General features: G+C 45.6%; 21 protein-coding genes, 1 other RNA gene and 1 other annotated feature. Of the genes, 16 read left to right on the top strand and 6 right to left on the bottom strand.

Going from position 1 to position 22,389, the window contains the following annotated elements; all coding sequences use genetic code 11:
- The first annotated feature begins 8 nt into the window (after nt 1-8).
- The gene (gene dtd / locus NYE49_RS13915; RefSeq protein ID WP_004398689.1) at nt 9-449 is read left to right on the top strand and encodes a D-aminoacyl-tRNA deacylase; all 441 of its coding nucleotides are present in this window, start codon (nt 9-11) and stop codon (nt 447-449) included.
- A gap of 26 nt (nt 450-475) precedes the next feature.
- Here dtd and NYE49_RS13910 read toward each other — a convergent pair whose 3' ends face one another.
- A complete protein-coding gene (locus NYE49_RS13910) occupies nt 476-2,032 on the bottom strand; it encodes an SH3 domain-containing protein (protein ID WP_047182960.1) in 1,557 nt (518 codons plus the stop codon).
- Nucleotides 2,033-2,164: 132 nt separating this feature from the next.
- On the opposite strand from NYE49_RS13910, the gene NYE49_RS13905 reads away from it, so the two are divergent.
- The 5 genes from NYE49_RS13905 (at nt 2,165) to NYE49_RS13885 (ending at nt 6,881) form a co-directional block, all read left to right on the top strand.
- Nucleotides 2,165-2,335, top strand: coding sequence for a YrzK family protein (locus NYE49_RS13905; RefSeq protein ID WP_004399157.1), 171 nt, complete (start codon nt 2,165-2,167; stop codon nt 2,333-2,335).
- A 59-nt stretch (nt 2,336-2,394) separates the two neighbouring features.
- Nucleotides 2,395-2,627 (top strand) — a binding site (T-box leader).
- Between the two features lie 88 nt (nt 2,628-2,715).
- The gene (hisS, locus tag NYE49_RS13900; RefSeq protein ID WP_047182959.1) at nt 2,716-3,990 is read left to right on the top strand and encodes a histidine--tRNA ligase; all 1,275 of its coding nucleotides are present in this window, start codon (nt 2,716-2,718) and stop codon (nt 3,988-3,990) included.
- Between the two features lie 13 nt (nt 3,991-4,003).
- A complete protein-coding gene (gene aspS, locus NYE49_RS13895; RefSeq protein WP_015384241.1) occupies nt 4,004-5,782 on the top strand; it encodes an aspartate--tRNA ligase in 1,779 nt (592 codons plus the stop codon).
- A 60-nt stretch (nt 5,783-5,842) separates the two neighbouring features.
- Nucleotides 5,843-6,035, top strand: a non-coding RNA gene (ssrS, locus tag NYE49_RS13890) — 6S RNA.
- Between the two features lie 81 nt (nt 6,036-6,116).
- Nucleotides 6,117-6,881: a tRNA threonylcarbamoyladenosine dehydratase gene (locus NYE49_RS13885; protein ID WP_003229763.1), complete on the top strand. Its 765-nt coding sequence runs from the start codon at nt 6,117-6,119 to the stop codon at nt 6,879-6,881.
- 39 nt (nt 6,882-6,920) lie between these two features.
- Here NYE49_RS13885 and NYE49_RS13880 read toward each other — a convergent pair whose 3' ends face one another.
- The gene (locus tag NYE49_RS13880) at nt 6,921-8,186 is read right to left on the bottom strand and encodes a replication-associated recombination protein A (protein ID WP_047182958.1); all 1,266 of its coding nucleotides are present in this window, start codon (nt 8,184-8,186) and stop codon (nt 6,921-6,923) included.
- Between the two features lie 202 nt (nt 8,187-8,388).
- Between NYE49_RS13880 and cymR the strand changes: the two genes are divergently transcribed.
- From cymR to NYE49_RS13840, 8 genes are all read left to right on the top strand, one after another.
- Nucleotides 8,389-8,805 (top strand): cysteine metabolism transcriptional regulator CymR, encoded by a 417-nt coding sequence (gene cymR / locus NYE49_RS13875; protein ID WP_003225879.1) that lies wholly within the window; start codon nt 8,389-8,391, stop codon nt 8,803-8,805.
- An 18-nt stretch (nt 8,806-8,823) separates the two neighbouring features.
- The gene (locus NYE49_RS13870) at nt 8,824-9,966 is read left to right on the top strand and encodes a cysteine desulfurase family protein (protein ID WP_015384237.1); all 1,143 of its coding nucleotides are present in this window, start codon (nt 8,824-8,826) and stop codon (nt 9,964-9,966) included.
- A gap of 27 nt (nt 9,967-9,993) precedes the next feature.
- Entirely contained in the window at nt 9,994-11,109 is a 1,116-nt protein-coding gene (gene mnmA, locus NYE49_RS13865) for a tRNA 2-thiouridine(34) synthase MnmA (protein ID WP_015483502.1), read from the top strand.
- Nucleotides 11,110-11,194: 85 nt separating this feature from the next.
- Nucleotides 11,195-11,815, top strand: a complete 621-nt coding sequence (locus NYE49_RS13860; RefSeq protein ID WP_206697897.1) for a tetratricopeptide repeat protein — start codon at nt 11,195-11,197, stop codon at nt 11,813-11,815.
- Nucleotides 11,816-11,839: 24 nt separating this feature from the next.
- Entirely contained in the window at nt 11,840-14,236 is a 2,397-nt protein-coding gene (locus tag NYE49_RS13855; RefSeq protein WP_014477509.1) for an ATP-dependent RecD-like DNA helicase, read from the top strand.
- Between the two features lie 55 nt (nt 14,237-14,291).
- Nucleotides 14,292-14,816 carry a PRC-barrel domain-containing protein gene (locus NYE49_RS13850; protein WP_080344218.1) on the top strand — a complete coding sequence of 175 codons (525 nt, stop codon included), beginning with the start codon at nt 14,292-14,294 and terminating at the stop codon, nt 14,814-14,816.
- Between the two features lie 11 nt (nt 14,817-14,827).
- A complete protein-coding gene (locus tag NYE49_RS13845; RefSeq protein ID WP_003225893.1) occupies nt 14,828-15,019 on the top strand; it encodes a hypothetical protein in 192 nt (63 codons plus the stop codon).
- Between the two features lie 21 nt (nt 15,020-15,040).
- Nucleotides 15,041-15,172: a YrzQ family protein gene (locus NYE49_RS13840; protein WP_003229780.1), complete on the top strand. Its 132-nt coding sequence runs from the start codon at nt 15,041-15,043 to the stop codon at nt 15,170-15,172.
- A 34-nt stretch (nt 15,173-15,206) separates the two neighbouring features.
- Here NYE49_RS13840 and NYE49_RS13835 read toward each other — a convergent pair whose 3' ends face one another.
- Genes NYE49_RS13835 through NYE49_RS13820 form a run of 4 tightly spaced genes read right to left on the bottom strand, consistent with a single transcriptional unit; the run spans nt 15,207 to nt 18,162 of the window.
- Nucleotides 15,207-15,863: an amino acid ABC transporter permease gene (locus tag NYE49_RS13835; RefSeq protein WP_003229784.1), complete on the bottom strand. Its 657-nt coding sequence runs from the start codon at nt 15,861-15,863 to the stop codon at nt 15,207-15,209.
- Between the two features lie 16 nt (nt 15,864-15,879).
- Nucleotides 15,880-16,530, bottom strand: a complete 651-nt coding sequence (locus NYE49_RS13830) for an amino acid ABC transporter permease (protein WP_047182956.1) — start codon at nt 16,528-16,530, stop codon at nt 15,880-15,882.
- Nucleotides 16,531-16,590: 60 nt separating this feature from the next.
- On the bottom strand, nt 16,591-17,412 hold the full coding sequence (gene glnH, locus NYE49_RS13825) for a glutamine ABC transporter substrate-binding protein GlnH (RefSeq protein ID WP_015384233.1): 822 nt from the start codon (nt 17,410-17,412) through the stop codon (nt 16,591-16,593).
- A 21-nt stretch (nt 17,413-17,433) separates the two neighbouring features.
- Nucleotides 17,434-18,162, bottom strand: coding sequence for an amino acid ABC transporter ATP-binding protein (locus NYE49_RS13820; RefSeq protein WP_015384232.1), 729 nt, complete (start codon nt 18,160-18,162; stop codon nt 17,434-17,436).
- 158 nt (nt 18,163-18,320) lie between these two features.
- Between NYE49_RS13820 and NYE49_RS13815 the strand changes: the two genes are divergently transcribed.
- Both NYE49_RS13815 and alaS read left to right on the top strand, forming a co-directional pair.
- Nucleotides 18,321-19,382 (top strand): AI-2E family transporter, encoded by a 1,062-nt coding sequence (locus NYE49_RS13815; protein WP_047182955.1) that lies wholly within the window; start codon nt 18,321-18,323, stop codon nt 19,380-19,382.
- Nucleotides 19,383-19,712: 330 nt separating this feature from the next.
- Nucleotides 19,713-22,349, top strand: coding sequence for an alanine--tRNA ligase (gene alaS / locus NYE49_RS13810; RefSeq protein WP_080529615.1), 2,637 nt, complete (start codon nt 19,713-19,715; stop codon nt 22,347-22,349).
- Nucleotides 22,350-22,389: the final 40 nt, after the last annotated feature.

Raw genomic sequence — 22,389 nt, 5'->3', positions numbered from 1 at the left:
GTTAGAAAATGAGATTAGTTGTTCAGCGAGTAACAGAAGCAAGCGTTACAGTGGACGAAGAGGTCGTCGGCCAAATTGGACAAGGCCTCATGGTGCTGGTCGGCATCACTCATGATGATACAGAAGATGATGCAGCTTATTTAGCCGATAAAGTTGTCAATCTCCGTATTTTCGATGACAGTGAAGGAAAAATGAATCTGTCTCTTGTAGATATAGGAGGAGAGATTTTATCCGTCTCACAGTTTACGCTTTATGGAGATACGAAAAAAGGGCGCCGGCCGAACTACATGAACGCGGCCAAACCTGATAAAGCTTTAGGTCTTTATGAAAAATGGAATGACCTGCTTCGTGAAAAAGGAATCAAAGTGGAGACCGGAACGTTTGGAGCAATGATGGATGTACAGCTTACAAACTCCGGACCGGTCACGCTCATTATGGATTCAAAATAAAAAAAGCTGCCAAAAGGCAGCTTTTTTTATTGGAAGTATTTCTCTAATCCGCTTTCGATCCCATCTGTTACTTTTTCCTGGTATGAATTGCTATGTACAATGGCTTCTTCCTGCGGATGGCTTACATATCCCAGCTCATACAGCATAGCGGGCTGTCTGTTTTCCCGGAGCACATAATAATCTCCGAATAATACGCCGCGGTCTGGAATGGAAGAACGCTTCACTACTTCTGAGTGGACATCTGATGCGAGTTCCTGATCTTTGGCAGGACTGTAGTAATATGCAGTACTGCCTCTTGTAGAGGTATCCGCATAGCTGTCATAATGAATGCTGATAAAGGCGTCAGCGTTGCGGTAGTGAGACGTAGAGACCCGTGACTGCAGGCTGACAAAGGTATCATCCTGGCGTGTCACATATACATCCGCTCCAGCCGATCTAAGTTTGCTGGCGAGCAGTTTTGCCGTTTTGATCGTCAGGTTTTTCTCGAATTTCCCCGAATACCCGATCGTTCCGCTGTCTTTTCCTCCATGTCCCGGGTCAACAATAATCGTTTTATTGTTTAGAGAGCCGTTTCCAGACGGGGAATCAGAGACTGGCGGTTCACCTGCTTCTTCTGCGCTTTTAGACGTTTGGACCACCCAATTGGCTACATAAGCAGTCTGCCCGTTATCAAGCTTTATTTCATACCAGCTTCCCTTTGAACCGGTAATGGTGTATGAATCTCCTTTGGCAGCACGCTCAACGATCGAAGCTGATGTTGACGCATCACTTCTTAGATTCGTTCCTCCGTACATGATATAGGCTTTTTTAGCGGAGGATGAGCTGCCGGCAGTTGCTAAATCATCAGCTGGAACAGAACTAGTCAAAAGGTAATGGCTTGCAACCCAGCCTTTTAGCCCGTTCACCTCAATGTGAGCCCAGCCATTTTTCTCGTTGAGAACCGTCAGTTTCGTTCCGCGATCAAGTTTTGTTATAATTGCCGCGTCATGTGAGGCGGAGGCTCTTACATTTAGCGAAGAAACACCGACTGTGCCCGTCGTTGACGCACCGGAATCCTCGGTTTGGTCACTCTCATCAGACGCTGAACTGCTGCCTCCTGACGTGACATATTCAGATGATACCCATCCGGTGGCACTGTGATAGGATATCTTGATCCAGCCCGAATCTTTATCAATGACAGATGCTTGGCTGCCTTGCGGGAATTTGCCGATGACTTCGTAGGAAGTGCCCGGACCGCTTCTCATCCGCAGATCGGGGTCTGTTGATGTCACAGTGCCACTGCTTCCTGAGGAGCTTGTGTTGGCCTGGTCTTCCTTTGTAATAAGCCAGGAGACTACCCAGCCCTTTTCTCCGGAACCAAGCTGTATCTGCACCCAGTCTCCATCTTCCTTTAAAATCGGATAGCGTTCTCCCTTTTTTACTTCCGCTGTAATGCCGTAGCTAAGCCCAGGGCCGCTTCTGACGTTCATTTCATCTGTTGCGATGACCGCTTCTCCTTGAGCAGCTGTAACGGATGAAAAGGTCGGGAATAGCGCTGCGGTGAAAATAATACATACAATAAGGACAAAGTATTTCTTGTTCATTGTGTCCTCCTTTCTGATGATCATTAAAAAAGCATTCTTGTTTAATATCGTAAAGTCCTTTCTGATTTTTAAATAAAAATAAAATGATTTGTTTATACTAAGCGTAAATACAATCAAAAAGGTGTGCAAATCATGAAATATCATCCAAAAATGGGACGTGCATTTCACGACGGTGAAGCGAATCTGCATTACAGCGATCACGCAGATCCCGATACGACTGGTTATCTTACGGAAACAGCATCTGAATTTGGTCTTATGTCCAAAGAAGCAGCGCTGAGGAAAAACAACCGGAATAAAGCTTGACAGAGAACCCCAATCCCATTATTATAATAGAAATTGAGTACATAGCAAATGATGAAAGATTTGAACCAATAATGGAGAAGAGTAGGTCAGATTGCATGATTAGAGAGGAACCCGCCCCAGGCTGAAAGCGGATCCCATTGCGTCTTTCTCGAAACAACACTCCGGAGGTTTCCTGCTGAACGCGTGAATAACGTCATTAGGCAGTGAACGTGAACCTGCGTTAAAGGATCGAGCGGGAATATGAACGTATTCCAACTAGGGTGGCACCACGGGTATAACTCTCGTCCCTACTATCATGTATAGTAGGGGCGGGAGTTTTTTCATTTTCATCATAAACGATCATTGGATATTTTATAAGGAATACATAAGGAGGTCTACCTATGGGATATAACATTCCGAGAGGAACACAGGATATTCTGCCTGGAGAATCAGATCGCTGGCAGTATGTTGAACAAATTATGAGAGACACTTGCCGCACTTATCAATATAAAGAAATCCGCACACCGATTTTTGAGCATACAGAACTGTTTGCCAGAGGCGTCGGAGAATCAACAGATATCGTACAAAAAGAAATGTATACCTTCGAGGACCGCAAAGGCAGAAGCCTGACGCTTCGTCCGGAGGGAACAGCTGCTGCTGTTCGCGCTTTTAATGAAAACAAGCTGTTCGCAAATCCTGTACAGCCGACAAAGCTTTATTATGTCGGGCCGATGTTCCGTTATGAACGTCCTCAGACGGGCCGTTACCGCCAGTTTTATCAGTTTGGAATTGAAGCGATTGGTTCGAAAGACCCTGCAATCGACGCTGAAGTAATGGCGCTTGCGATGAGTATTTATCAAAAAGCGGGTCTGCAAAACGTTAAGCTTGTCATAAACAGTCTTGGCGATCAAGATAGCCGCAAAAGCTACAGAGAAGCGCTCGTGAAACACTTCGAGCCTCGCATCGAAGAATTTTGTTCAGACTGCCAGTCACGGCTGCACACGAACCCGCTTAGAATCTTGGACTGCAAAAAAGACCGAGATCATGAGCTGATGAAATCAGCGCCTTCAATTTTGACGTATTTAAACGATGAATCGGCCGCTTATTTTGAAAAAGTGAAACAATACTTAAATGATCTGGGCATTTCGTATGAAATCGATCCGAACCTTGTGAGAGGGCTGGATTATTACAACCACACCGCATTTGAAATTATGAGCAATGCGGAGGGCTTCGGCGCGATTACGACACTTGCCGGCGGCGGACGCTACGACGGACTTGTCGAACAGATCGGCGGACCTGAAGCACCGGGCATCGGATTTGCGATGAGCATCGAACGCTTGCTTGCCGCAATTGATGCTGAAAAACGAGAGCTGCCTGTTGATAAGGGAATCGACTGCTATATCGTCACACTCGGCGAAAAAGCAAAGGATTATTCTGTTTCATTGGTTTACAAACTGAGAGAAGCAGGCATTTCCAGTGAAATCGATTATGAAAATAAGAAAATGAAAGGCCAGTTTAAAACAGCTGATCGCTTAAATGCCAGATTTATTGCGATTTTGGGTGAAGATGAGCTTGCCCAAAACAAAATCAATGTAAAGGATGCACAGACGGGCGAACAGATTGAAGTGGCACTTGATGAATTTATACATGTGATGAAGGCAAACCAAAAGGGATAAGGAGTGAAACGCATTGTTTGGAAGAACATATTATTGCGGTGATATAACTGAAAAAGCAATTGGCGAATCTGTAACGCTGAAAGGCTGGGTCCAAAAAAGACGAGACCTCGGCGGATTGATTTTTATTGACTTGCGTGACCGTACGGGCATTGTTCAAGTCGTTTTTAACCCTGATGTGTCAAAAGAAGCGCTTGCTATTGCGGAAGGCATCAGAAATGAATACGTGCTTGATATTCAAGGAAAAGTGGTGGCGCGTGAAGAGGGAACAGTTAATCCGAATTTGAAAACAGGCGCGATCGAAATACATGCTGATGGAGTGAACGTATTAAATGCTGCAAAGACACCTCCATTTGCGATTTCTGATCAAGCAGAAGAAGTGTCAGAGGACGTTCGTTTAAAACACCGTTACTTAGATTTACGCAGACCGGCTATGTTCCAGACGATGCAGCTGCGCCATAACGTGACGAAAGCAGTTCGCAGCTTTTTAGATGAAAATGGGTTTCTTGATATTGAAACGCCGATTTTAACAGGAAGCACGCCTGAAGGCGCACGTGACTACTTGGTGCCGAGCCGTGTGCACGAAGGTGAGTTCTACGCACTGCCGCAGTCCCCGCAGCTATTTAAACAGCTTCTGATGGTATCAGGCATTGAACGATATTATCAAATTGCCCGCTGTTTCCGCGATGAAGACTTGCGTGCGGACCGTCAGCCTGAGTTTACGCAAATTGATATTGAAATGTCCTTTATGAGCCAGGAAGACATTATGTCATTGGCTGAGGAGATGATGGCAAAGGTTATGCGTGAAACAAAAGGTGAGGAACTTAAGCTTCCTCTTCCTCGAATGACGTATGACGAAGCAATGAACAAGTACGGTTCTGATAAACCGGATACGCGTTTTGACATGCTTTTGACGGATGTGTCTGACATTGTAAAGGATACGGAATTTAAAGTGTTCTCATCAGCTGTAGCAAACGGCGGCGTGGTTAAAGCCATCAACGTAAAAGGCGGTGCCGGCGATTACTCCAGAAAAGACATCGACGCTCTTGGCGCTTTTGCTGCAAACTACGGGGCAAAAGGGCTTGCCTGGGTGAAGGTTGAGGCAGACGGAGTGAAAGGCCCGATCGCTAAATTCTTTGATGAAGAAAAGCAGTCTAAGCTGATTGAAGCACTTGATGCTGCTGAAGGCGATTTGCTGCTGTTCGGAGCAGATCAATTCGAAGTTGTGGCCGCATCACTCGGCGCCCTGCGCTTAAAGCTTGGGAAAGAACGCGGGCTGATTGACGAAAAATTGTTCAATTTCTTATGGGTCATCGACTGGCCGCTATTAGAGCATGATCCGGAAGAAGGCCGTTTTTACGCAGCGCACCATCCGTTCACAATGCCTGTCCGGGAAGACCTTGAGCTGATTGAAACAGCGCCCGAAGACATGAAAGCACAAGCTTATGACCTCGTCTTAAACGGCTATGAGCTTGGCGGCGGTTCAATCCGTATTTTTGAAAAGGATATTCAGGAAAAAATGTTTGCGCTTCTCGGCTTCTCACCGGAAGAAGCGGCTGAACAGTTCGGATTCCTGCTGGAAGCATTTGAATACGGCGCTCCTCCGCACGGCGGAATCGCACTCGGTTTAGACCGTCTCGTTATGCTTCTCGCTGGACGTACGAACCTGAGAGATACGATTGCATTCCCGAAAACGGCAAGTGCAAGCTGCCTGATGACAGAAGCGCCGGGAGAAGTAAGTGACGCCCAGCTTGACGAGCTTCATCTTTCTATCAAGAAAAAAGTTAAGAACTGATTGGGCAGTTCGATTCTTGAAAATCAAAATCGTCTGTGATATGATTTTGACAAGTTAAATAAAGTCCTGATGTGTTAGTTGTACACCTAGTTTTGACCGAACATTTTTTTGACTTGGGAGCCCGCATTTTTAAATGGCGTACATGCCTCTTTTCATTCGGTAAAGAGGACTTACAAGATTTAAAAGAGGGCACCCACCTGCTGAGAGCGGGTTCAAAACAAAGGAAAGCTGCAACGGCACTATTGGGACTTTATTTTTTGTGCGCAGAAAAACGGCTGCTCATGGATCAGCCATTTTATAGATGAAACCAGAATACGAATGTGGAGTGAGGTTCTTGTTACACCAGTTTTCACGCAATGAATTAGCTATCGGAAAAGAAGGCCTTGAAACGCTGAAAAACAGCACAGTTGCTGTGCTTGGAGTCGGGGGAGTCGGGTCGTTCGCGGCGGAAGCTCTCGCGCGGTCAGGCGTCGGCCGCATTCTGCTTGTCGACAAAGATGATGTCGACATTACAAATGTAAACCGTCAGCTTCACGCGCTGCTTTCAACTGTCGGACAGCCGAAAGTTGATTTAATGAAGGCGCGGATCGCAGACATTAACCCGGAGTGTGAAGTGATCGCGTTAAAAATGTTCTATACGGAGGAAACGTATGAGCAGTTTTTTGATTATGATCTTGACTATGTCATTGATGCGTCAGACACCATTTGTTATAAAATTCATTTAATGAAGGAATGTCTGAAACGGGATATTCCGCTCATCTCCAGCATGGGTGCAGCAAATAAAACGGATCCGACACGCTTCCAAATCGCTGATATCTCAAAAACGCATACTGATCCAATTGCGAAGGTCGTTCGTACGAAATTACGCAAAGAGGGGATCAAAAAAGGTGTTCAAGTGATTTTCTCTGATGAAAGCCCGATTGTCATTCGGGAAGATGTCAGAAAAGAAGTGGGAAATGACGAAGCGAAAATCCGTAAAGCAAAAATGCCGCCTTCCTCTAATGCTTTTGTGCCGTCAGTTGCAGGTTTGATTATGGGCGGACATGTTGTCATGGATCTTTTGAAAGACATTGAAATCAAACGTGTGAAGGATAAATAATGCATAAAAACAGCCTTGATGATCAAGGCTGTTTTTGTTTTATTTTCTTTTCATTAAATTATCGTACACCTGCTTTAAGGCGGATTCGAATTTTCCTGTCTGTTTCGGCTTATAGTATTGCTTATTTTTCAGAGGATCAGGGAGGTATTGTTGTTCGACCCAACCGTTGTCGTAATTGTGCGGGTATTTATAGTCGATTCCTCTTCCTAATTCCTGAGCTCCTTTATAATGCGCGTCTTTTAAATGCTTCGGGACATCACCAATTTTTCCGGCTCTGATATCTGCCAGGGCCTCATCGATTGCCAGAATGGCAGAGTTTGATTTCGGTGAGAGGCAAAGCTCAATAACTGCGTTGGCCAGCGGGATTCGCGCTTCAGGAAACCCGACTCGCTCAGCGGTCTGAATAGCGTTCAGCACTCTAGGGCCGGCTTGCGGGCTTGCTAAACCGATATCTTCATAGGCGATAACAAGCAATCGTCTTGCGATGCTCTCCAGATCACCGGCTTCAATTAATCTAGCCAAATAGTGGAGAGCAGCGTTGGCATCAGAGCCGCGTATCGATTTTTGAAAAGCGGACAGTACATCATAATGCGCGTCACCATCTTTATCGTGAGAAAAGCTTTTTTTCTGCAAGCATTCTTCCGCGGTTTCTAATGTAATGTGAATTTCACCGTCTGCTGACTCTTTCGTTGACAACACGGCAAGCTCAAGCGCATTTAAAGCGGAGCGGACATCTCCTCCGCATCCGTTGGCGAAATGCTCCATCGCCTGATCATCAATGGATACAGAATAGGTGCCAAGGCCCCGATGTTCATCATGGAGCGCACGTTCCAGTGCCTGTTTAATCAGATCGGGTGTTAACGGCTCAAGCTCAAAAATCTGGGTCCGGCTTCTGATCGCCGGATTAATGGCATGATACGGGTTAGCTGTGGTTGCTCCGATCAAAATGATCATCCCGTTTTCCAAATAGGGTAATAGAAAATCCTGTTTTCCTTTATCCAGCCTGTGGACTTCATCCAGAATCAAAATCACTTGGCCGGACATCTTGGCTTCCTGGGCTACAATTTCCATATCTTTTTTATTGTTAATGACAGCATTCAGCTTTCGAAAAGCAATACTTGTTGAACCGGCGATTGCTGTTGCGATTGATGTTTTTCCAATTCCGGGCGGCCCGTACAAAATCATGGATGACAAATGTTTTGCCTGGACCATTCTGCCAATAATTTTATCTTCAGCCACCAGATGCTGCTGGCCGATAATATCCTCTATTTTTGTCGGACGCATCCGATATGCCAATGGCTTCATCTATCATCTCTCCTTACTTAATTACAGGGTAACGGAAAACCGTACATTAGAAAAGGGGAAAGGCCCCTTTCCTTCTGCCTCAATGAAAATTCGCTGAAGGTATGTTATAATAACAGTTGGTCTATAAGATAATAAACGGACGAAACATATAGAAATTACCATTATAAATGTGGAAAATCATGAAATAACAGAGGTGTTCATGTTGAAAATATCAACTAAGGGAAGATACGGGCTCACCATTATGATCGAGCTTGCAAAAAAGCACGGTGAAGGCCCGACTTCATTAAAAAGCATCGCACAGACGAATAATTTGTCCGAGCATTATTTGGAGCAGCTGGTATCGCCGCTCAGAAATGCCGGTTTAGTGAAAAGCATCAGAGGCGCATATGGCGGATATGTATTAGGCAGTGAGCCGGATGCCATTACCGCGGGAGATATTATCCGTGTGCTTGAGGGGCCGATCAGCCCTGTTGAAGTGCTGGAAGATGAGGAGCCTGCCAAGCGTGAGCTCTGGATTCGCATCCGGGATGCTGTAAAAGAGGTTTTAGACAGTACGACATTAGAGGATCTTGCCAGCTATACAGACGGAGAGCAAGAAGCTTATATGTTCTATATTTAGATCAGAGGTGTAAACATAATGGAACGGATTTATTTAGATCATGCCGCAACGTCTCCGATGGATGAGCGCGTGCTGGAAAAAATGATACCGCACTTCTCCGGCAGTTTCGGTAATCCATCCAGTATTCATTCATTTGGCAGAGAATCTCGAAAATGGGTGGATGAAGCAAGAGCGCAGATCGCAGCAGAAATCGGAGCGGCAGAGCAGGAGATCATTTTTACAAGCGGGGGAACGGAAGCTGATAACTTGGCGATCATGGGAACCGCACTTGCAAGAAAAGATCTTGGCAGACATATCATCACAACAAAAATTGAGCATCACGCCGTGCTTCACACATGTGAAAAACTTGAGGAAGACGGATTTGACATAACGTATCTGGACGTTGACCAAAATGGAAGAGTCAGTGCAAAACAGGTGAAAGAAGCACTGCGTGATGATACAATCCTTGTGACAGTGATGTATGGAAATAATGAAGTTGGAACAGTGCAGCCGATCGAAGAAATCGGTGAGCTGTTAAAGGAACACAAAGCTTATTTTCATACCGATGCTGTTCAGGCATTCGGGTTGCTGCCAATTGATGTGAAAAACAGCCATATTGACCTTCTGTCTGTTTCCGGGCACAAGCTCAACGGGCCAAAAGGGACAGGCTTTTTATATGCTAGTAAAGATGTGAAGCTTTCACCGCTTTTATTCGGAGGAGAGCAAGAAAGAAAACGCCGTGCCGGAACGGAAAATGTTCCAGGCATTGTCGGGCTGAAAGAAGCGATTAAGCTGTCAAGTGAAGAACGGGACGAAAAAAACGAGAAGTATCAATCGTTTAAAGCAATCTTTGCCGACACGCTTAGAGATGCAGGTGTGTCATTCGAGATCAACGGGGACAAAGAGCATAGTCTGCCGCATGTTCTGAATCTTTATTTCCCCGGTGTGTCAGTGGAAGCCCTGCTGGTCAATCTTGATATGGAGGGTGTCGCTGTCTCCAGCGGTTCAGCGTGCACGGCCGGTTCAGTCCTGCCGTCACATGTTCTGACTGCTATGTTCGGAGAAGAGAGTGACCGGCTGACGTCCTCTATTCGAATCAGCTTCGGCCTCGGCAATACGGCTGAGCAAGTGAAAACTGCTGCCAAACATGTGGCCGACGTTGTCAAACGGCTGACACAATAAGGCGGCTTAGTAATTGGAGTGAATGAAATGGAAAAACGGCCGGAGGATACAAGAGTCGTCGTCGGCATGTCCGGCGGAGTAGACTCATCTGTGGCGGCCCTGCTGTTAAAAGAACAGGGCTATGATGTAATCGGAATCTTTATGAAAAACTGGGATGATACGGACGAAAACGGTTTTTGCACGGCGACAGAGGATTATGAAGATGTGATCCGCGTCTGCAACCAAATCGGAATTCCGTATTATGCCGTAAACTTTGAAAAGCAATATTATGAGAAGGTATTTCAATACTTCCTTGATGAATATAAAGCAGGCAGAACACCAAACCCGGATGTACTGTGCAACAAAGAAATTAAATTCAAGGCCTTTTTGGAGCATGCATTGTCACTTGGCGCCGACTATTTAGCGACTGGCCACTATGCAAGAGTAGACAGAAGCGGCGGAAAAGTCAGAATGCTGCGCGGCATTGATGAAAACAAGGATCAAACGTACTTCTTGAATCAGCTGACAGAAGATACGCTGAGCAAAGTCATGTTTCCGATCGGCGAACTTCAAAAAAGCCGTGTGCGTGAAATCGCCAAAGAAGCAGAACTTGCAACGGCGACGAAAAAAGACAGTACAGGCATCTGCTTTATCGGCGAACGCAACTTCAAAACGTTTCTCAGCCAATATCTCCCTGCACAGCCGGGCGATATGATGACGATGGACGGCGAAGTAAAAGGCCGCCACGACGGGTTGATGTATTACACGATCGGACAGCGTCACGGCCTTGGCATCGGCGGAAGCGGCGAGCCGTGGTTTGCGGTAGGCAAAGATCTTGAAAAGAACATCCTCTACGTGGATCAAGGGTTCCATAACCCGCTTTTATATTCTGACAAAATCACAGCAACAAATATCAGCTGGGTGCGTTCGGATATCATGAAGGGCAAAGAGATTTCCTGCACGGCTAAATTCCGTTACCGCCAAGAAGATCATAAAGTAACGGTGCGCATGACTGGCGAGGGTGAAGCGGAAGTAATCTTTGATGAACAAGTCCGCGCTGTAACGCCGGGACAAGCCGTTGTCTTCTATGACGGCGAAGAATGCCTTGGCGGCGGGACAATTGATGATGTGTACAAAGACGGAACAAAATTGTGGTACGTATAAAAGATGAAAAACCTCAACACTGAGTTGGGGTTTTTTAATGAAAGGAAGATGATCGGTGGATTATAATCAACTCGGTATAGAGGCGATGCAGGAAGGCGATTACGAGAAAGCGGCAGAGGCATTTACAAAAGCGATTGAAGAAAATAAAGAAGACGCGATTCCGTATATCAATTTTGCCAACCTGCTTTCATCCGTAAACGAGCTGGAACGTGCGCTTGCGTTTTATGATAAAGCGCTTGAATTAGACAGTAGCGCAGCCACTGCTTATTATGGAGCAGGAAATGTCTATGTTGTAAAAGAAATGTACAAAGAAGCCAAAGACATGTTTGAAAAAGCGCTACGTGCGGGGATGGAAAACGGTGACCTGTTTTACATGCTCGGAACGGTACTTGTCAAGCTCGAACAGCCTAAGCTTGCACTGCCATATTTACAAAGAGCGGTCGAACTGAATGAAAACGATACGGAAGCGCGTTTTCAATTCGGGATGTGCTTAGCCAACGAGGGCATGCTGGACGAAGCGCTCAGCCAATTCGCAGCTGTGACAGAGCAAGACCCGGGGCATGCAGATGCATTTTATAATGCCGGTGTCGCTTATGCTTATAAAGAAAACCGAGAAAAAGCGCTGGAAATGCTGGACAAGGCAATCGATATCCAGCCAGATCATATGCTTGCGCTTCATGCTAAAAAACTGATTGATCCATCATAACAGGCACAGGAGGAGGAACAGCTCGTGCAGCAGCATCCGGATCAGCTTAAACTGGAGGAAGAGCCCTATTTAAAAGGGACAGTCAACACAGTCATCTATCATAATGACACCAATTTATATACGGTTCTGAAAGTGAAAGTCACAGAGACCTCCGAAGCCATTGAAGATAAAGCCGTATCCGTGACGGGCTACTTCCCTGCGCTTCAAGAAGAAGAGACCTACACGTTTTACGGAAAGATCGTAACCCATCCAAAATTCGGGCTCCAATTTCAGGCGGAGCATTTCAAAAAAGAGATACCGACGACTAAGGAAGGCATCATTCAATATTTATCGAGTGATTTATTCGAGGGAATCGGCAAAAAAACTGCTGAAGAAATTGTGAAAAAGCTGGGCGACAGCGCCATTAATAAAATATTGGCTGACGCTTCAGTGCTTTATGATGTTCCCAGACTCTCAAAAAAGAAAGCCGACACGCTGGCTGGCGCATTGCAGCGGCATCAGGGACTGGAGCAAATCATGATTTCCTTGAATCAGTTTGGTTTTGGCCCGCAGCTGTCTATGAAAATCTATCAAGCCTATGAATCCGAGACGCTTGAAAAGATTCAGGAAAATCCTTATCAGCTTGTGAAGGATGTAGAAGGCATCGGATTTGGAAAAGCGGATGAGCTGGGCAGCAGAATGGGTCTTTCGGGTAACCATCCTGAGCGGGTAAAAGCTGCTATTTTGTACACGCTTGAAACGACTTGTCTGTCAGAGGGGCACACGTACATAGAAACGGAACAGCTGATCATTGACACCCAATCTCTGTTAAACCAGTCAGCAAGGGAAGGGCAGCGCATCACAGAAATGGATGCCGCTAACGCGATTATTGCCCTTGGAGAAAATAAAGACATTGTCATAGAAGATGGCCGCTGTTATTTTCCATCGCTGTTTTACGCAGAACAAAACGTTGCAAAGCGTGTGAAACATATCGCTAGCCAAACCGAATATGAGAACCAGTTTCCCGAATCAGAGTTTTTGCTCGCGTTGGGAGAACTGGAAGAACGGATGAACGTTCAGTATGCCCCCAGCCAGAAGGAAGCGATTCAAAAAGCCCTTTCCTCGCCGATGCTTCTTTTAACAGGCGGTCCGGGAACAGGGAAAACGACGGTAATCAGAGGGATTGTCGAGCTCTATGGAGAGCTTCACGGTGTGTCACTAGACCCGTCAGCTTATAAAAAGGATGAAGCTTTTCCGATTGTTTTGGCCGCTCCGACAGGGAGAGCAGCAAAACGGATGAGTGAATCAACGGGACTCCCTGCAGTCACGATACACAGGCTGCTTGGCTGGAACGGCGCTGAAGGCTTTACTCATACAGAGGATCAGCCGATCGAAGGGAAGCTGTTAATTATCGATGAAGCCAGTATGCTTGATATATGGCTGGCGAATCATTTGTTCAAGGCGATCCCTGATCATATACAAATCATCATTGTCGGAGACGAAGACCAGCTGCCTTCCGTCGGTCCGGGACAAGTGCTCAGAGACCTGCTGGCATCCCAGGTGATTCCGACTGTGAGACTGACAGACATCTATCGTCAGGCGGAGGGGTCATCAATCGTCGAGCTTGCCCACCAGATGAAAAATGGATTGCTGCCGAACAATTTGACTGCCCCGACAAAGGACCGTTCCTTTATTCGCTGCGGAGGCTCGCAAATTAAAGAAGTTGTTGAGAAGGTTGTCGCTAATGCATTGAAAAAAGGCTATACGGCAAAGGACATTCAGGTCCTCGCTCCGATGTACAGAGGAAAAGCCGGCATTAATGAATTGAATGTGATGCTGCAGGACATTTTAAATCCTCCTAAAGAAAAACGGAGAGAATTGAAGTTCGGGGATGTTGTCTACAGAACCGGAGATAAAATTTTGCAGCTTGTCAATCAGCCGGAAAACAATGTGTTCAACGGAGATATTGGCGAAATCACGTCGATATTTTATGCAAAGGAAAATACAGAAAAAGAAGACATGGCCGTCGTTTCTTTTGACGGCAATGAAATGACATTTACGAAAAAAGATTTTAATCAATTTACCCATGCGTATTGCTGTTCTATTCATAAATCGCAGGGAAGTGAATTTCCGATTGTGGTTTTGCCTGTTGTGAAAGGCTATTATAGAATGCTCAGAAGAAACCTTCTTTATACCGCGATTACAAGAGCGAAGAAATTTCTCATTTTATGCGGGGAAGAGGAGGCGCTGGAGTGGGGCGTGAAAAATAATGATGCAACTGTCAGACAGACCTCCTTGAAAAACAGGCTGTCCGTACAGGTTGAGGAAATGGATGCCGAGCTTGAAGCTTTGCAAAAAGAGCTCCCGTTCAGCGTACACGACGCCAACATTGGCATGGAAGGCATTACACCATTCGATTTTATGAAAGAAGAACAGCAATAAAATGCTCCCGTGCAAGCGGGAGTTTTTTCATTTGCAGTGGAATTGATTTCATCGTATGAGTCTAAGGCGCAAAGCAAAACCTAAGCCTGTTCAACAAAAGGTGGTTGATCACACTTTGAGAACATGCCATGAAGTAGAAGGATTCCCAGTATACTCAGAACGAACTTCTTGTTATCTCGGGGCAATTTCTGATATTTGTTTTTCTACGAAGGGAGATTGTCTCGGGTTTATTCTTGCACAAAAACGCTTTTTGCATCATCATCATGCGCTATTACGGGCGTGTGATATCTCTTCCATTCTTGATGACCGCATATTGGCTTCGGTCAGTTCAGAACAGCTTCTGCCTCTTCCGAAAACATGCTTCACATACGAGCAGATGAAGATGAAGCTTGTGAAATCGCAAGAGGGGGATATATTGGGGATGCTGGAAGATGTATACTTTTGTTTGGACAGGGGCATAATCGTAGCATATGAACTCTCGGACGGTTTCTTTTCTGACCTGGCGGGAAGCAAGCGCCAGATCCAAAGAGCGGATTCGCTTGTCGAGGTGCGGAAAGACGAGATCGTTCTGAACGGATAGAGGTGTGAGGTATGCTTATATGCCCGAATTGCAAAAGTAAGGATATCGGCAAAATCGGCGTGAACCAATATTATTGCTGGGGCTGTTTTATTGAACTGACAGTGGCGAAAGGGAAGATTGCAACTCATCAGGTGGAAGAAGACGGAACGTTAAGCAGCTTGGATGATTTGTTTTCTGAGGATGAACGCAGCATCAATTTTTAATCATGAAAGGAGATGCGCAGGATGAATCGGACGATGACTTCTCTTTTGGCAATGGGAGCCGGAGCTCTCGTGTACCGAATGGCGACTCAATCTGACATGCTGAATAATCGAAGCATGAAGCGGATGAGAAGAAGAATTACGAAAATGTTTTAATGCAAAAAGGATACTCTCCAAAGAGTATCCTTTTCTATGTTTGCCGGACCTCGAGGCGTCTTGCTGCGAGTGAAAGGCTGTAGTTGACTGCGAAATACATAAGGGCCGCAAGTAAAAAGATCGGGAAAAAATAACTGCCGTCTGCGCTTTGGCCGTTAATAATTTGCGCGTTGTGAATCAGTTCAGGCAGGGCGATCACAACAGCGAGCGATGTATCTTTTAATAAAGAAATAAACTGGCTTACGATGGGCGGAACCATGCGGCGAAGCGCTTGCGGCATGACGATAAAGAACAGGGTCTGTGTATAGCTCAGCCCGGAGGAGCGCGCCGCTTCAATTTGTCCTTTGTCAATTGATTTCAGTCCGCTTCGGATAATTTCAGATAGCATAGCGGATTCAAAAATCGTTAGTGCTGTAATTGCAGCAGCTGTAATTTCAAGCTTAATCCCAATTTCCGGAAGGGCAAAAAACGTAAAGAAAATAATTAACAGCAAGGGGAGGTTTCTGATCGTTTCAACGAGAACCGCAATCAATTGAGAAAGAACGGGAACTTTCGCATAACGCAGGGTGCCTGCGATTAAACCGAAGAAAAAGCTCAGAATGATGGAGATAAAAGCAACGTACAAGGTGACGAGAAAGCCATCCCATAAAAACGCTAAATGCTCCTGTGAATAAGCACCGATGAAATCCAATGTAACTCACTCCTTATCAATAGCTTTTTTCCAGCCGTTTTTCCAGATAGTTAACACCGATGCTAAGCGGAATCGTCAGCACTAAGTAAAAAAGCGCCACAAAAATATAAACATCAAATACAACGAGTGTGCTCGACGAAACTAAATCGGCTTGGTACATAAGATCCAATCCGGCCACAACCCCAAGAATCGAAGAGTTTTTGACTAAGTTTAAAAATTGATTGCCTAAAGGCGGAATGACGATTTTGATTGCCTGCGGCAAAATGATATGGAGCATGGCTTGGTTGTAGGTAAAGCCTGACGAGCGTGCCGCTTCCATCTGCCCTTTTGAAACAGACTGGATGCCTGCTCTGATGGCTTCAGCGATAAACGCAGAGGTATAAATGGTGAGAGCAACCGTTCCCGCTTGAAAACCGTCAAGCCTCAGGCCTGCGTTTGGAAGTCCGAAATAGAAAACAAAGGTAATTAAAAGAAGAGGGATGTTGCGGATGAACTCTACATATGCGGTCCCGAGCCATTGCAGCGGCTTAAAGACTGTTATTCTCATAACCGCTACAGCAACGCCGAGGACAAAACTGCCGGCCAGCGCGATAACACTTGCGAGCAAGGTATGGTAAAAACCGTCCATATACATGCCAAAGTTATCGAAAAGAATTGACACATTCATCAGCCTATTCACTCCTTATCAAATTGGGATGAGCATCGCCTGCTCATCCCGGGATGGTTGTTATTCAGCTGGGTCTTCTTTAATCCATTTTTTATAAATTTCATCGTATCTGCCATCCGACTTCATCTTTTTAAGTGAAGCGTTGATTTCTTTCGCGAGAGCCGATTGCCCTTTTTTCACGGCGATCCCGTAAGGCTCATCTGTAAAAGGCTTTCCTGTTAATTGATAATTTTTATTTTCATCAGCCATTCCATATAAAATCGCATTATCTGTGGTGAGGGCATCGCCTTGCCCCGATTTAAGGGCTGTAAAGGCTTCTGCGTAGTTTTCAAATTCTAAAACCGATGCTTCAGGCGCCTTTTCACGAATGTTTTGAGAGGAGGTGGAGCCTTTTACTGCAAGAACTTTTGAGCCTTTGCCAAGATTCTCGACACTCTTGATTTTGCTGCCTTTTTTCACGAGAAGCGATTGCCCGGCCTCGAAATAGACATCAGAAAAGTCAACTTCCTTTTTTCGTTCATCAGTGATCGTCATTGTGGCGACAATGGCGTCGATATCCCCGTTTTGCAGCATAGGAATCCTTGTTTTTGAGGTGACCTCTTTAAATTCAGCTTTTTTCTCATCACCTAAAATGTCTTTAGCGATTTGTTTGGCAATATCAATATCAAAACCCTCAATCTCACCTGAGCTTGGATTTTTAAGACCGAACAGTCGAGTGTCCGTTTTTACGCCGAAGACAATTTTGTCATTGTCTTTAATGGCTGCTAGCGTATCTTTTTTGCTCTCCTTTGAGGCTTCTCCATTTGATCCCTTGCTGCCGCAAGCGGCAAGCAAGATGACAGCGAATAAAGAAATCAATGCTAAAGAAAAAATCTTTTTCATACAAGCTCCCCCATTTCTGTTTTAATGATTTAAAATACGGCTTAAGAATAAGCGGGCCCGTTCTTCCTTCGGGTTCGCGTAAAACTCAGCCGGCACTGCTTCTTCTAAAATTTTTCCTTCGTCAATGAAGACAATCCGGTCGGCAACTTCTTTGGCAAACCCCATTTCGTGTGTCACGACAACCATTGTCATGCCTTCTTTGGCGAGAGTTTTCATGACATCTAGCACCTCACCGATCATTTCAGGATCAAGTGCTGATGTCGGCTCGTCAAACAGCATGACCTCCGGCTTCATCGCCAGTCCTCTTGCGATGGCAACACGCTGCTGCTGCCCGCCGGAAAGCTGGGAAGGATAGGCGTCAGCCTTGTCTGGGATGCCGACTTTTTCAAGATAGTACCGCGCCGTTTCCTTTGCTTGTTCAGGTGATTGTCTAAGCACTTTTACCGGAGCCAGCATGATGTTCTGCAGCACTGTTTTATGCGGATATAAATGAAAGTGCTGAAACACCATCCCGATATTCCGCCGCACTTGATTGATATCAGTTTTTCTGTCGTTAATGGCGGTGCCGTTTACTGTGAGCACTCCCTCATTGATCGTCTCAAGTTTGTTGATGCATCTGAGCAATGTGCTTTTACCGGAACCGGATGGGCCGATGATAACAACGACTTCCCCTTTTTCGATTTGAAGATTAATTTGTTTTAACGCGTGAAAATCTCCGTAATGCTTGTTTACATTTTGAAATGTGATCATCGCAATCCTCCTATCAGAAATTTGACTAAAAAGTATACATGAAATCAAACTTTTCTGAAAATTAAATGCGGAAAAATGTCCATGACTTCTGGCTGACTAAAGAAACATAAAGAATAATTCCGTGTAAACCTCAAAAGATATAGGTGAGGTGAAAGCAGATGCTCCAAAAACCGGTGCAGCTTTTGTTGTGGGTGGCTATTTGTTTGCTGGTTCTGTTAACAGTCTATGTCTTTTTTATGCTTGATATGTTATGGTCACCCTTTTGGCTCGTCATAAAAACGATCTTTATTCCCTTGATCATTTCTATTTTTATATCTTATTTATTGCTTCCGGTCACGGAATGGCTGCATAGCAAAGGATTGCCTAGGACTTTGAGCATCTTGGTCATTTATGTTCTTTTTTTTGGCGGGATTGGCTGGGCGTTGTATAAAGGGGTGCCTGTTTTAATCGTGCAGCTGACGGATTTGTCAGAAAATATACCCATGTTTGCCGAAACGTATAACGGGCTTCTTCTTCATGTGCATAACCATACGGATGACTGGCCTGATGGTATGCATCACCGTATAGATAAAATGATCCGCCAGACGGAGGCGTTTTTTGCGGGAACGATCGAGGGTGCGATCAGCGGGATCCGCAATGTGCTTGATTACTTCTTAATTGCTGCAACAATCCCTTTTCTCGTGTTTTATATGGTGAAGGACATTGAGTTAATGAAAAAGACAGTATGGTACTTGACTCCGAAGTCGTGGAGAAAGCGGGGCAGCGCCTTTTTGCGGGATGTGGATGATTCGCTTGGCGATTATATCCGCGGCCAGCTTTTGGTCTGCTTGATTCTTGGCGTGATTGCAGGCATTTCGTTCTGGGTATTTGGGCTTCCATATCCGCTGATACTTGGCCTTATCTCTGGAGTAACGAATGTCATCCCGTATTTTGGCCCTTTCATCGGAGCTGTTCCTGCGTTGTTAATTGCGATGACGATCTCAGTCAAGGCTGTTCTTGTTGTGGTGATTACGGTGTTTATTCTGCAGTTTATGGAAGGAAATATCCTCAGTCCGTTCATTGTCGGCAGAAGCCTTAAAATGCATCCGGTCGTTATCATGCTTGCGCTCCTTGCCGGAGGGGAGCTTGCGGGAATCGTCGGGATGATTTTGGCTGTTCCTGCGACGGCTGTTTTAAAAGTAATGATGATCCATTTTTTGCGGATGAGGACGGAGCATTGACATCGGCGTGCCGCTTGTCTATAATTTCTCGTAGAATACATACGAATCTCGAGTGACGGATCTGAGTACGCCGAAGCCCTGTTAAAGAGAGAAGCTCCATAAGCTGAAAGGAGCTTTATCAGAAGATCGGAGGAAGCTAATCCTGAGTGCAGTTAATCACTGCCGCTTATCCTGCGTTACAGGGTTAAAGGTGACGGGCGCATGAATGCCCGTAATCAGGGTGGTACCGCGAGACAGCTCTCGTCCCTGTGTAAACGTTGGTTTGCATAGGGGGAGGGCTTTTTTGCTGTCACTGAAGAGAATTTCGATTTTTATAGAGGAGGAAATACAATGAAACACTTAACTTCTGCGGAAGTGCGTCAAATGTTTTTGGATTTCTTTAAAGAAAAAGGACATGCGGTAGAGCCAAGCGCGTCATTAGTGCCTCATGAGGATCCTTCACTGCTTTGGATCAACAGCGGTGTTGCGACGCTGAAAAAATATTTTGACGGCCGTGTCGTGCCGGAAAATCCAAGAATCGTAAACGCTCAAAAAGCGATCAGAACAAATGATATAGAAAATGTAGGTAAAACTGCGCGCCATCACACTTTCTTTGAAATGCTCGGAAACTTTTCCATCGGCGATTATTTCAAAGAAGAAGCCATTACATGGGCTTGGGAGTTTTTAACGAGCGACAAGTGGATTGGCTTCGACAAAGAGCTTCTCTCTGTTACGGTTCATCCTGAAGATGAAGAGGCATATGAGTTTTGGGCAAAAAAAATCGGTATTCCTGAAGAAAGAATTATCCGTCTGGAAGGGAACTTCTGGGATATCGGTGAAGGGCCGAGCGGACCGAATACGGAAATCTTTTACGACCGCGGTGAAGCATACGGTAATGATCCAGAAGATCCGGAGCTTTACCCAGGCGGGGAAAACGACCGTTACCTGGAAGTATGGAACCTTGTGTTCTCAGAGTTCAACCATAACCCTGACGGCACGTACACACCGCTTCCTAAGAAAAACATTGATACAGGCATGGGTCTTGAAAGAATGGTATCTGTCATCCAGAATGTTCCGACAAACTTTGACACCGATTTGTTTATTCCGATCATTAAAGCAACAGAATCGATTTCTGGTGAAACATATGGCAAAGACAATGTGAAAGACACTGCGTTTAAAGTGATTGCTGACCATATCAGAACGGTTGCCTTTGCTGTCAGTGACGGTGCGCTGCCGTCAAATGAAGGCCGCGGCTATGTATTAAGACGCTTATTACGCCGTGCTGTGCGTTATGCCAAAACGATCAACATCCATCGTCCGTTCATGTTTGATTTAGTGCCGGTTGTCGCAGAAATCATGGCTGATTTCTATCCTGAAGTGAAAGAGAAAGCGGATTTCATCGCAAAAGTCATTAAAACCGAGGAAGAACGCTTCCATGAGACCCTTAATGAAGGGCTTGCGATCCTGTCAGAAATGATCAAAAAAGAAAAAGACAAGGGCAGCAGCGTTATCTCAGGTGCTGATGTGTTTAAACTGTATGATACGTATGGATTCCCGGTTGAATTGACTGAAGAATACGCAGAAGACGAGAACATGACGGTTGACCATGAGGGCTTTGAGGAGGAAATGAACCAGCAGCGTGAACGGGCAAGAAACGCCCGCCAGGATGTCGGCAGCATGCAGGTGCAGGGCGGCGCACTGCGCGACGTGACAGATGAAAGCACATTTGTCGGCTACTCTCAAACCAAAGCTGATGCCAATATCATTGTGCTTCTTCAGGACGGCCAATTAATCGAAGAGGCTCATGAAGGAGAAAGCGTTCAAATCATTCTTGATGAAACACCGTTCTATGCAGAAAGCGGCGGCCAAATCGGCGATAAAGGCTATCTCCGAAACGAGCAGGCAGTTGTAAGAATTAAAGATGTTCAAAAAGCGCCGAACGGCCAGCATGTGCATGAAGGTGTTGTGGAGAGCGGTACTGTTCAAAAAGGCCTGCATGTTACGGCTGAAGTTGAAGACCATATGAGAAGCGGCGTCATTAAAAACCACACGGCAACGCATTTATTGCATCAGGCTCTAAAAGACGTTCTTGGAACTCATGTCAATCAGGCGGGCTCTCTTGTAACGGAAAACCGTCTTCGTTTTGATTTCTCGCACTTTGGCCAAGTGACAAAAGAAGAGCTCGAACAAATTGAAAGAATCGTAAACGAAAAGATCTGGGCGAGCATCCCGGTCAGCATTGATTTGAAACCGATCGCTGAAGCAAAAGAAATGGGTGCGATGGCACTGTTCGGCGAAAAATATGGTGATATTGTCCGTGTCGTTCAAGTTGGAGATTACAGCTTAGAGCTGTGCGGCGGCTGCCATGTCAGAAATACAGCAGAAATCGGCTTGTTTAAAATCGTTTCTGAATCCGGAATCGGAGCAGGCACAAGACGGATTGAAGCTGTAACGGGACAAGGCGCTTACGTCGAAATGAACAGCCAGATTTCTGTATTGAAGCAGACCGCTGACGAGCTGAAAACAAATATCAAAGAAGTGCCGAAACGGGTCGCGGCTCTGCAGGCTGAACTGAAGGAAGCACAAAGAGAAAATGAATCTCTTCTTGCAAAACTAGGCAACGTGGAAGCAGGAGCAATCCTGTCGAAAGTAAAAGAAGTTGACGGCGTAAACGTGCTTGCGGCAAAAGTAAATGCAAAAGACATGAATCATCTCCGCACTATGGTCGATGAACTCAAAGCAAAGCTTGGCTCTGCGGTGATCGTGCTTGGTGCGGTACAAAACGATAAAGTTAATATCTCTGCCGGAGTCACAAAGGACCTCATTGAGAAAGGCCTTCACGCCGGCAAGCTGGTTAAACAAGCTGCGGAAGTTTGCGGCGGAGGCGGCGGAGGCCGTCCGGACATGGCGCAGGCAGGCGGTAAACAGCCGGAAAAATTAGAAGAAGCTTTGGCTTCTGTAGAAGATTGGGTGAAATCCGTTTTATAATTTGCCCATGTAGTGTAGAATGATGGTAAGATTAGGACCC

The sequence above is a fragment of the Bacillus sp. FSL L8-0358 genome, from assembly GCF_038593095.1.
Classification (GTDB): domain Bacteria; phylum Bacillota; class Bacilli; order Bacillales; family Bacillaceae; genus Bacillus; species Bacillus subtilis.
Note: the sequence above shows the minus strand (reverse complement) of the source record. Positions and strands in the feature narration are given on the sequence as shown.

Bases quoted from the DNA above. Each gene is read 5' to 3' on its own strand.
- NYE49_RS13815 (WP_047182955.1), top strand. From the start codon at position 18,321: ATGCTCCAAAAACCGGTGCAGCTTTTGTTGTGGGTGGCTATTTGTTTG.
- NYE49_RS13880 (WP_047182958.1), bottom strand. From the start codon at position 8,186: ATGAAGCCATTGGCATATCGGATGCGTCCGACAAAAATAGAGGATATT.
- dtd (WP_004398689.1), top strand. From the start codon at position 9: ATGAGATTAGTTGTTCAGCGAGTAACAGAAGCAAGCGTTACAGTGGAC.
- glnH (WP_015384233.1), bottom strand. From the start codon at position 17,412: ATGAAAAAGATTTTTTCTTTAGCATTGATTTCTTTATTCGCTGTCATC.
- NYE49_RS13840 (WP_003229780.1), top strand. From the start codon at position 15,041: ATGAATCGGACGATGACTTCTCTTTTGGCAATGGGAGCCGGAGCTCTC.
- NYE49_RS13910 (WP_047182960.1), bottom strand. From the start codon at position 2,032: ATGAACAAGAAATACTTTGTCCTTATTGTATGTATTATTTTCACCGCA.
- hisS (WP_047182959.1), top strand. From the start codon at position 2,716: ATGGGATATAACATTCCGAGAGGAACACAGGATATTCTGCCTGGAGAA.
- NYE49_RS13870 (WP_015384237.1), top strand. From the start codon at position 8,824: ATGGAACGGATTTATTTAGATCATGCCGCAACGTCTCCGATGGATGAG.
- NYE49_RS13850 (WP_080344218.1), top strand. From the start codon at position 14,292: ATGAGTCTAAGGCGCAAAGCAAAACCTAAGCCTGTTCAACAAAAGGTG.
- NYE49_RS13845 (WP_003225893.1), top strand. From the start codon at position 14,828: ATGCTTATATGCCCGAATTGCAAAAGTAAGGATATCGGCAAAATCGGC.
- NYE49_RS13820 (WP_015384232.1), bottom strand. From the start codon at position 18,162: ATGATCACATTTCAAAATGTAAACAAGCATTACGGAGATTTTCACGCG.
- alaS (WP_080529615.1), top strand. From the start codon at position 19,713: ATGAAACACTTAACTTCTGCGGAAGTGCGTCAAATGTTTTTGGATTTC.
- mnmA (WP_015483502.1), top strand. From the start codon at position 9,994: ATGGAAAAACGGCCGGAGGATACAAGAGTCGTCGTCGGCATGTCCGGC.
- NYE49_RS13860 (WP_206697897.1), top strand. From the start codon at position 11,195: ATGCAGGAAGGCGATTACGAGAAAGCGGCAGAGGCATTTACAAAAGCG.
- NYE49_RS13905 (WP_004399157.1), top strand. From the start codon at position 2,165: ATGAAATATCATCCAAAAATGGGACGTGCATTTCACGACGGTGAAGCG.
- NYE49_RS13830 (WP_047182956.1), bottom strand. From the start codon at position 16,530: ATGAATGTGTCAATTCTTTTCGATAACTTTGGCATGTATATGGACGGT.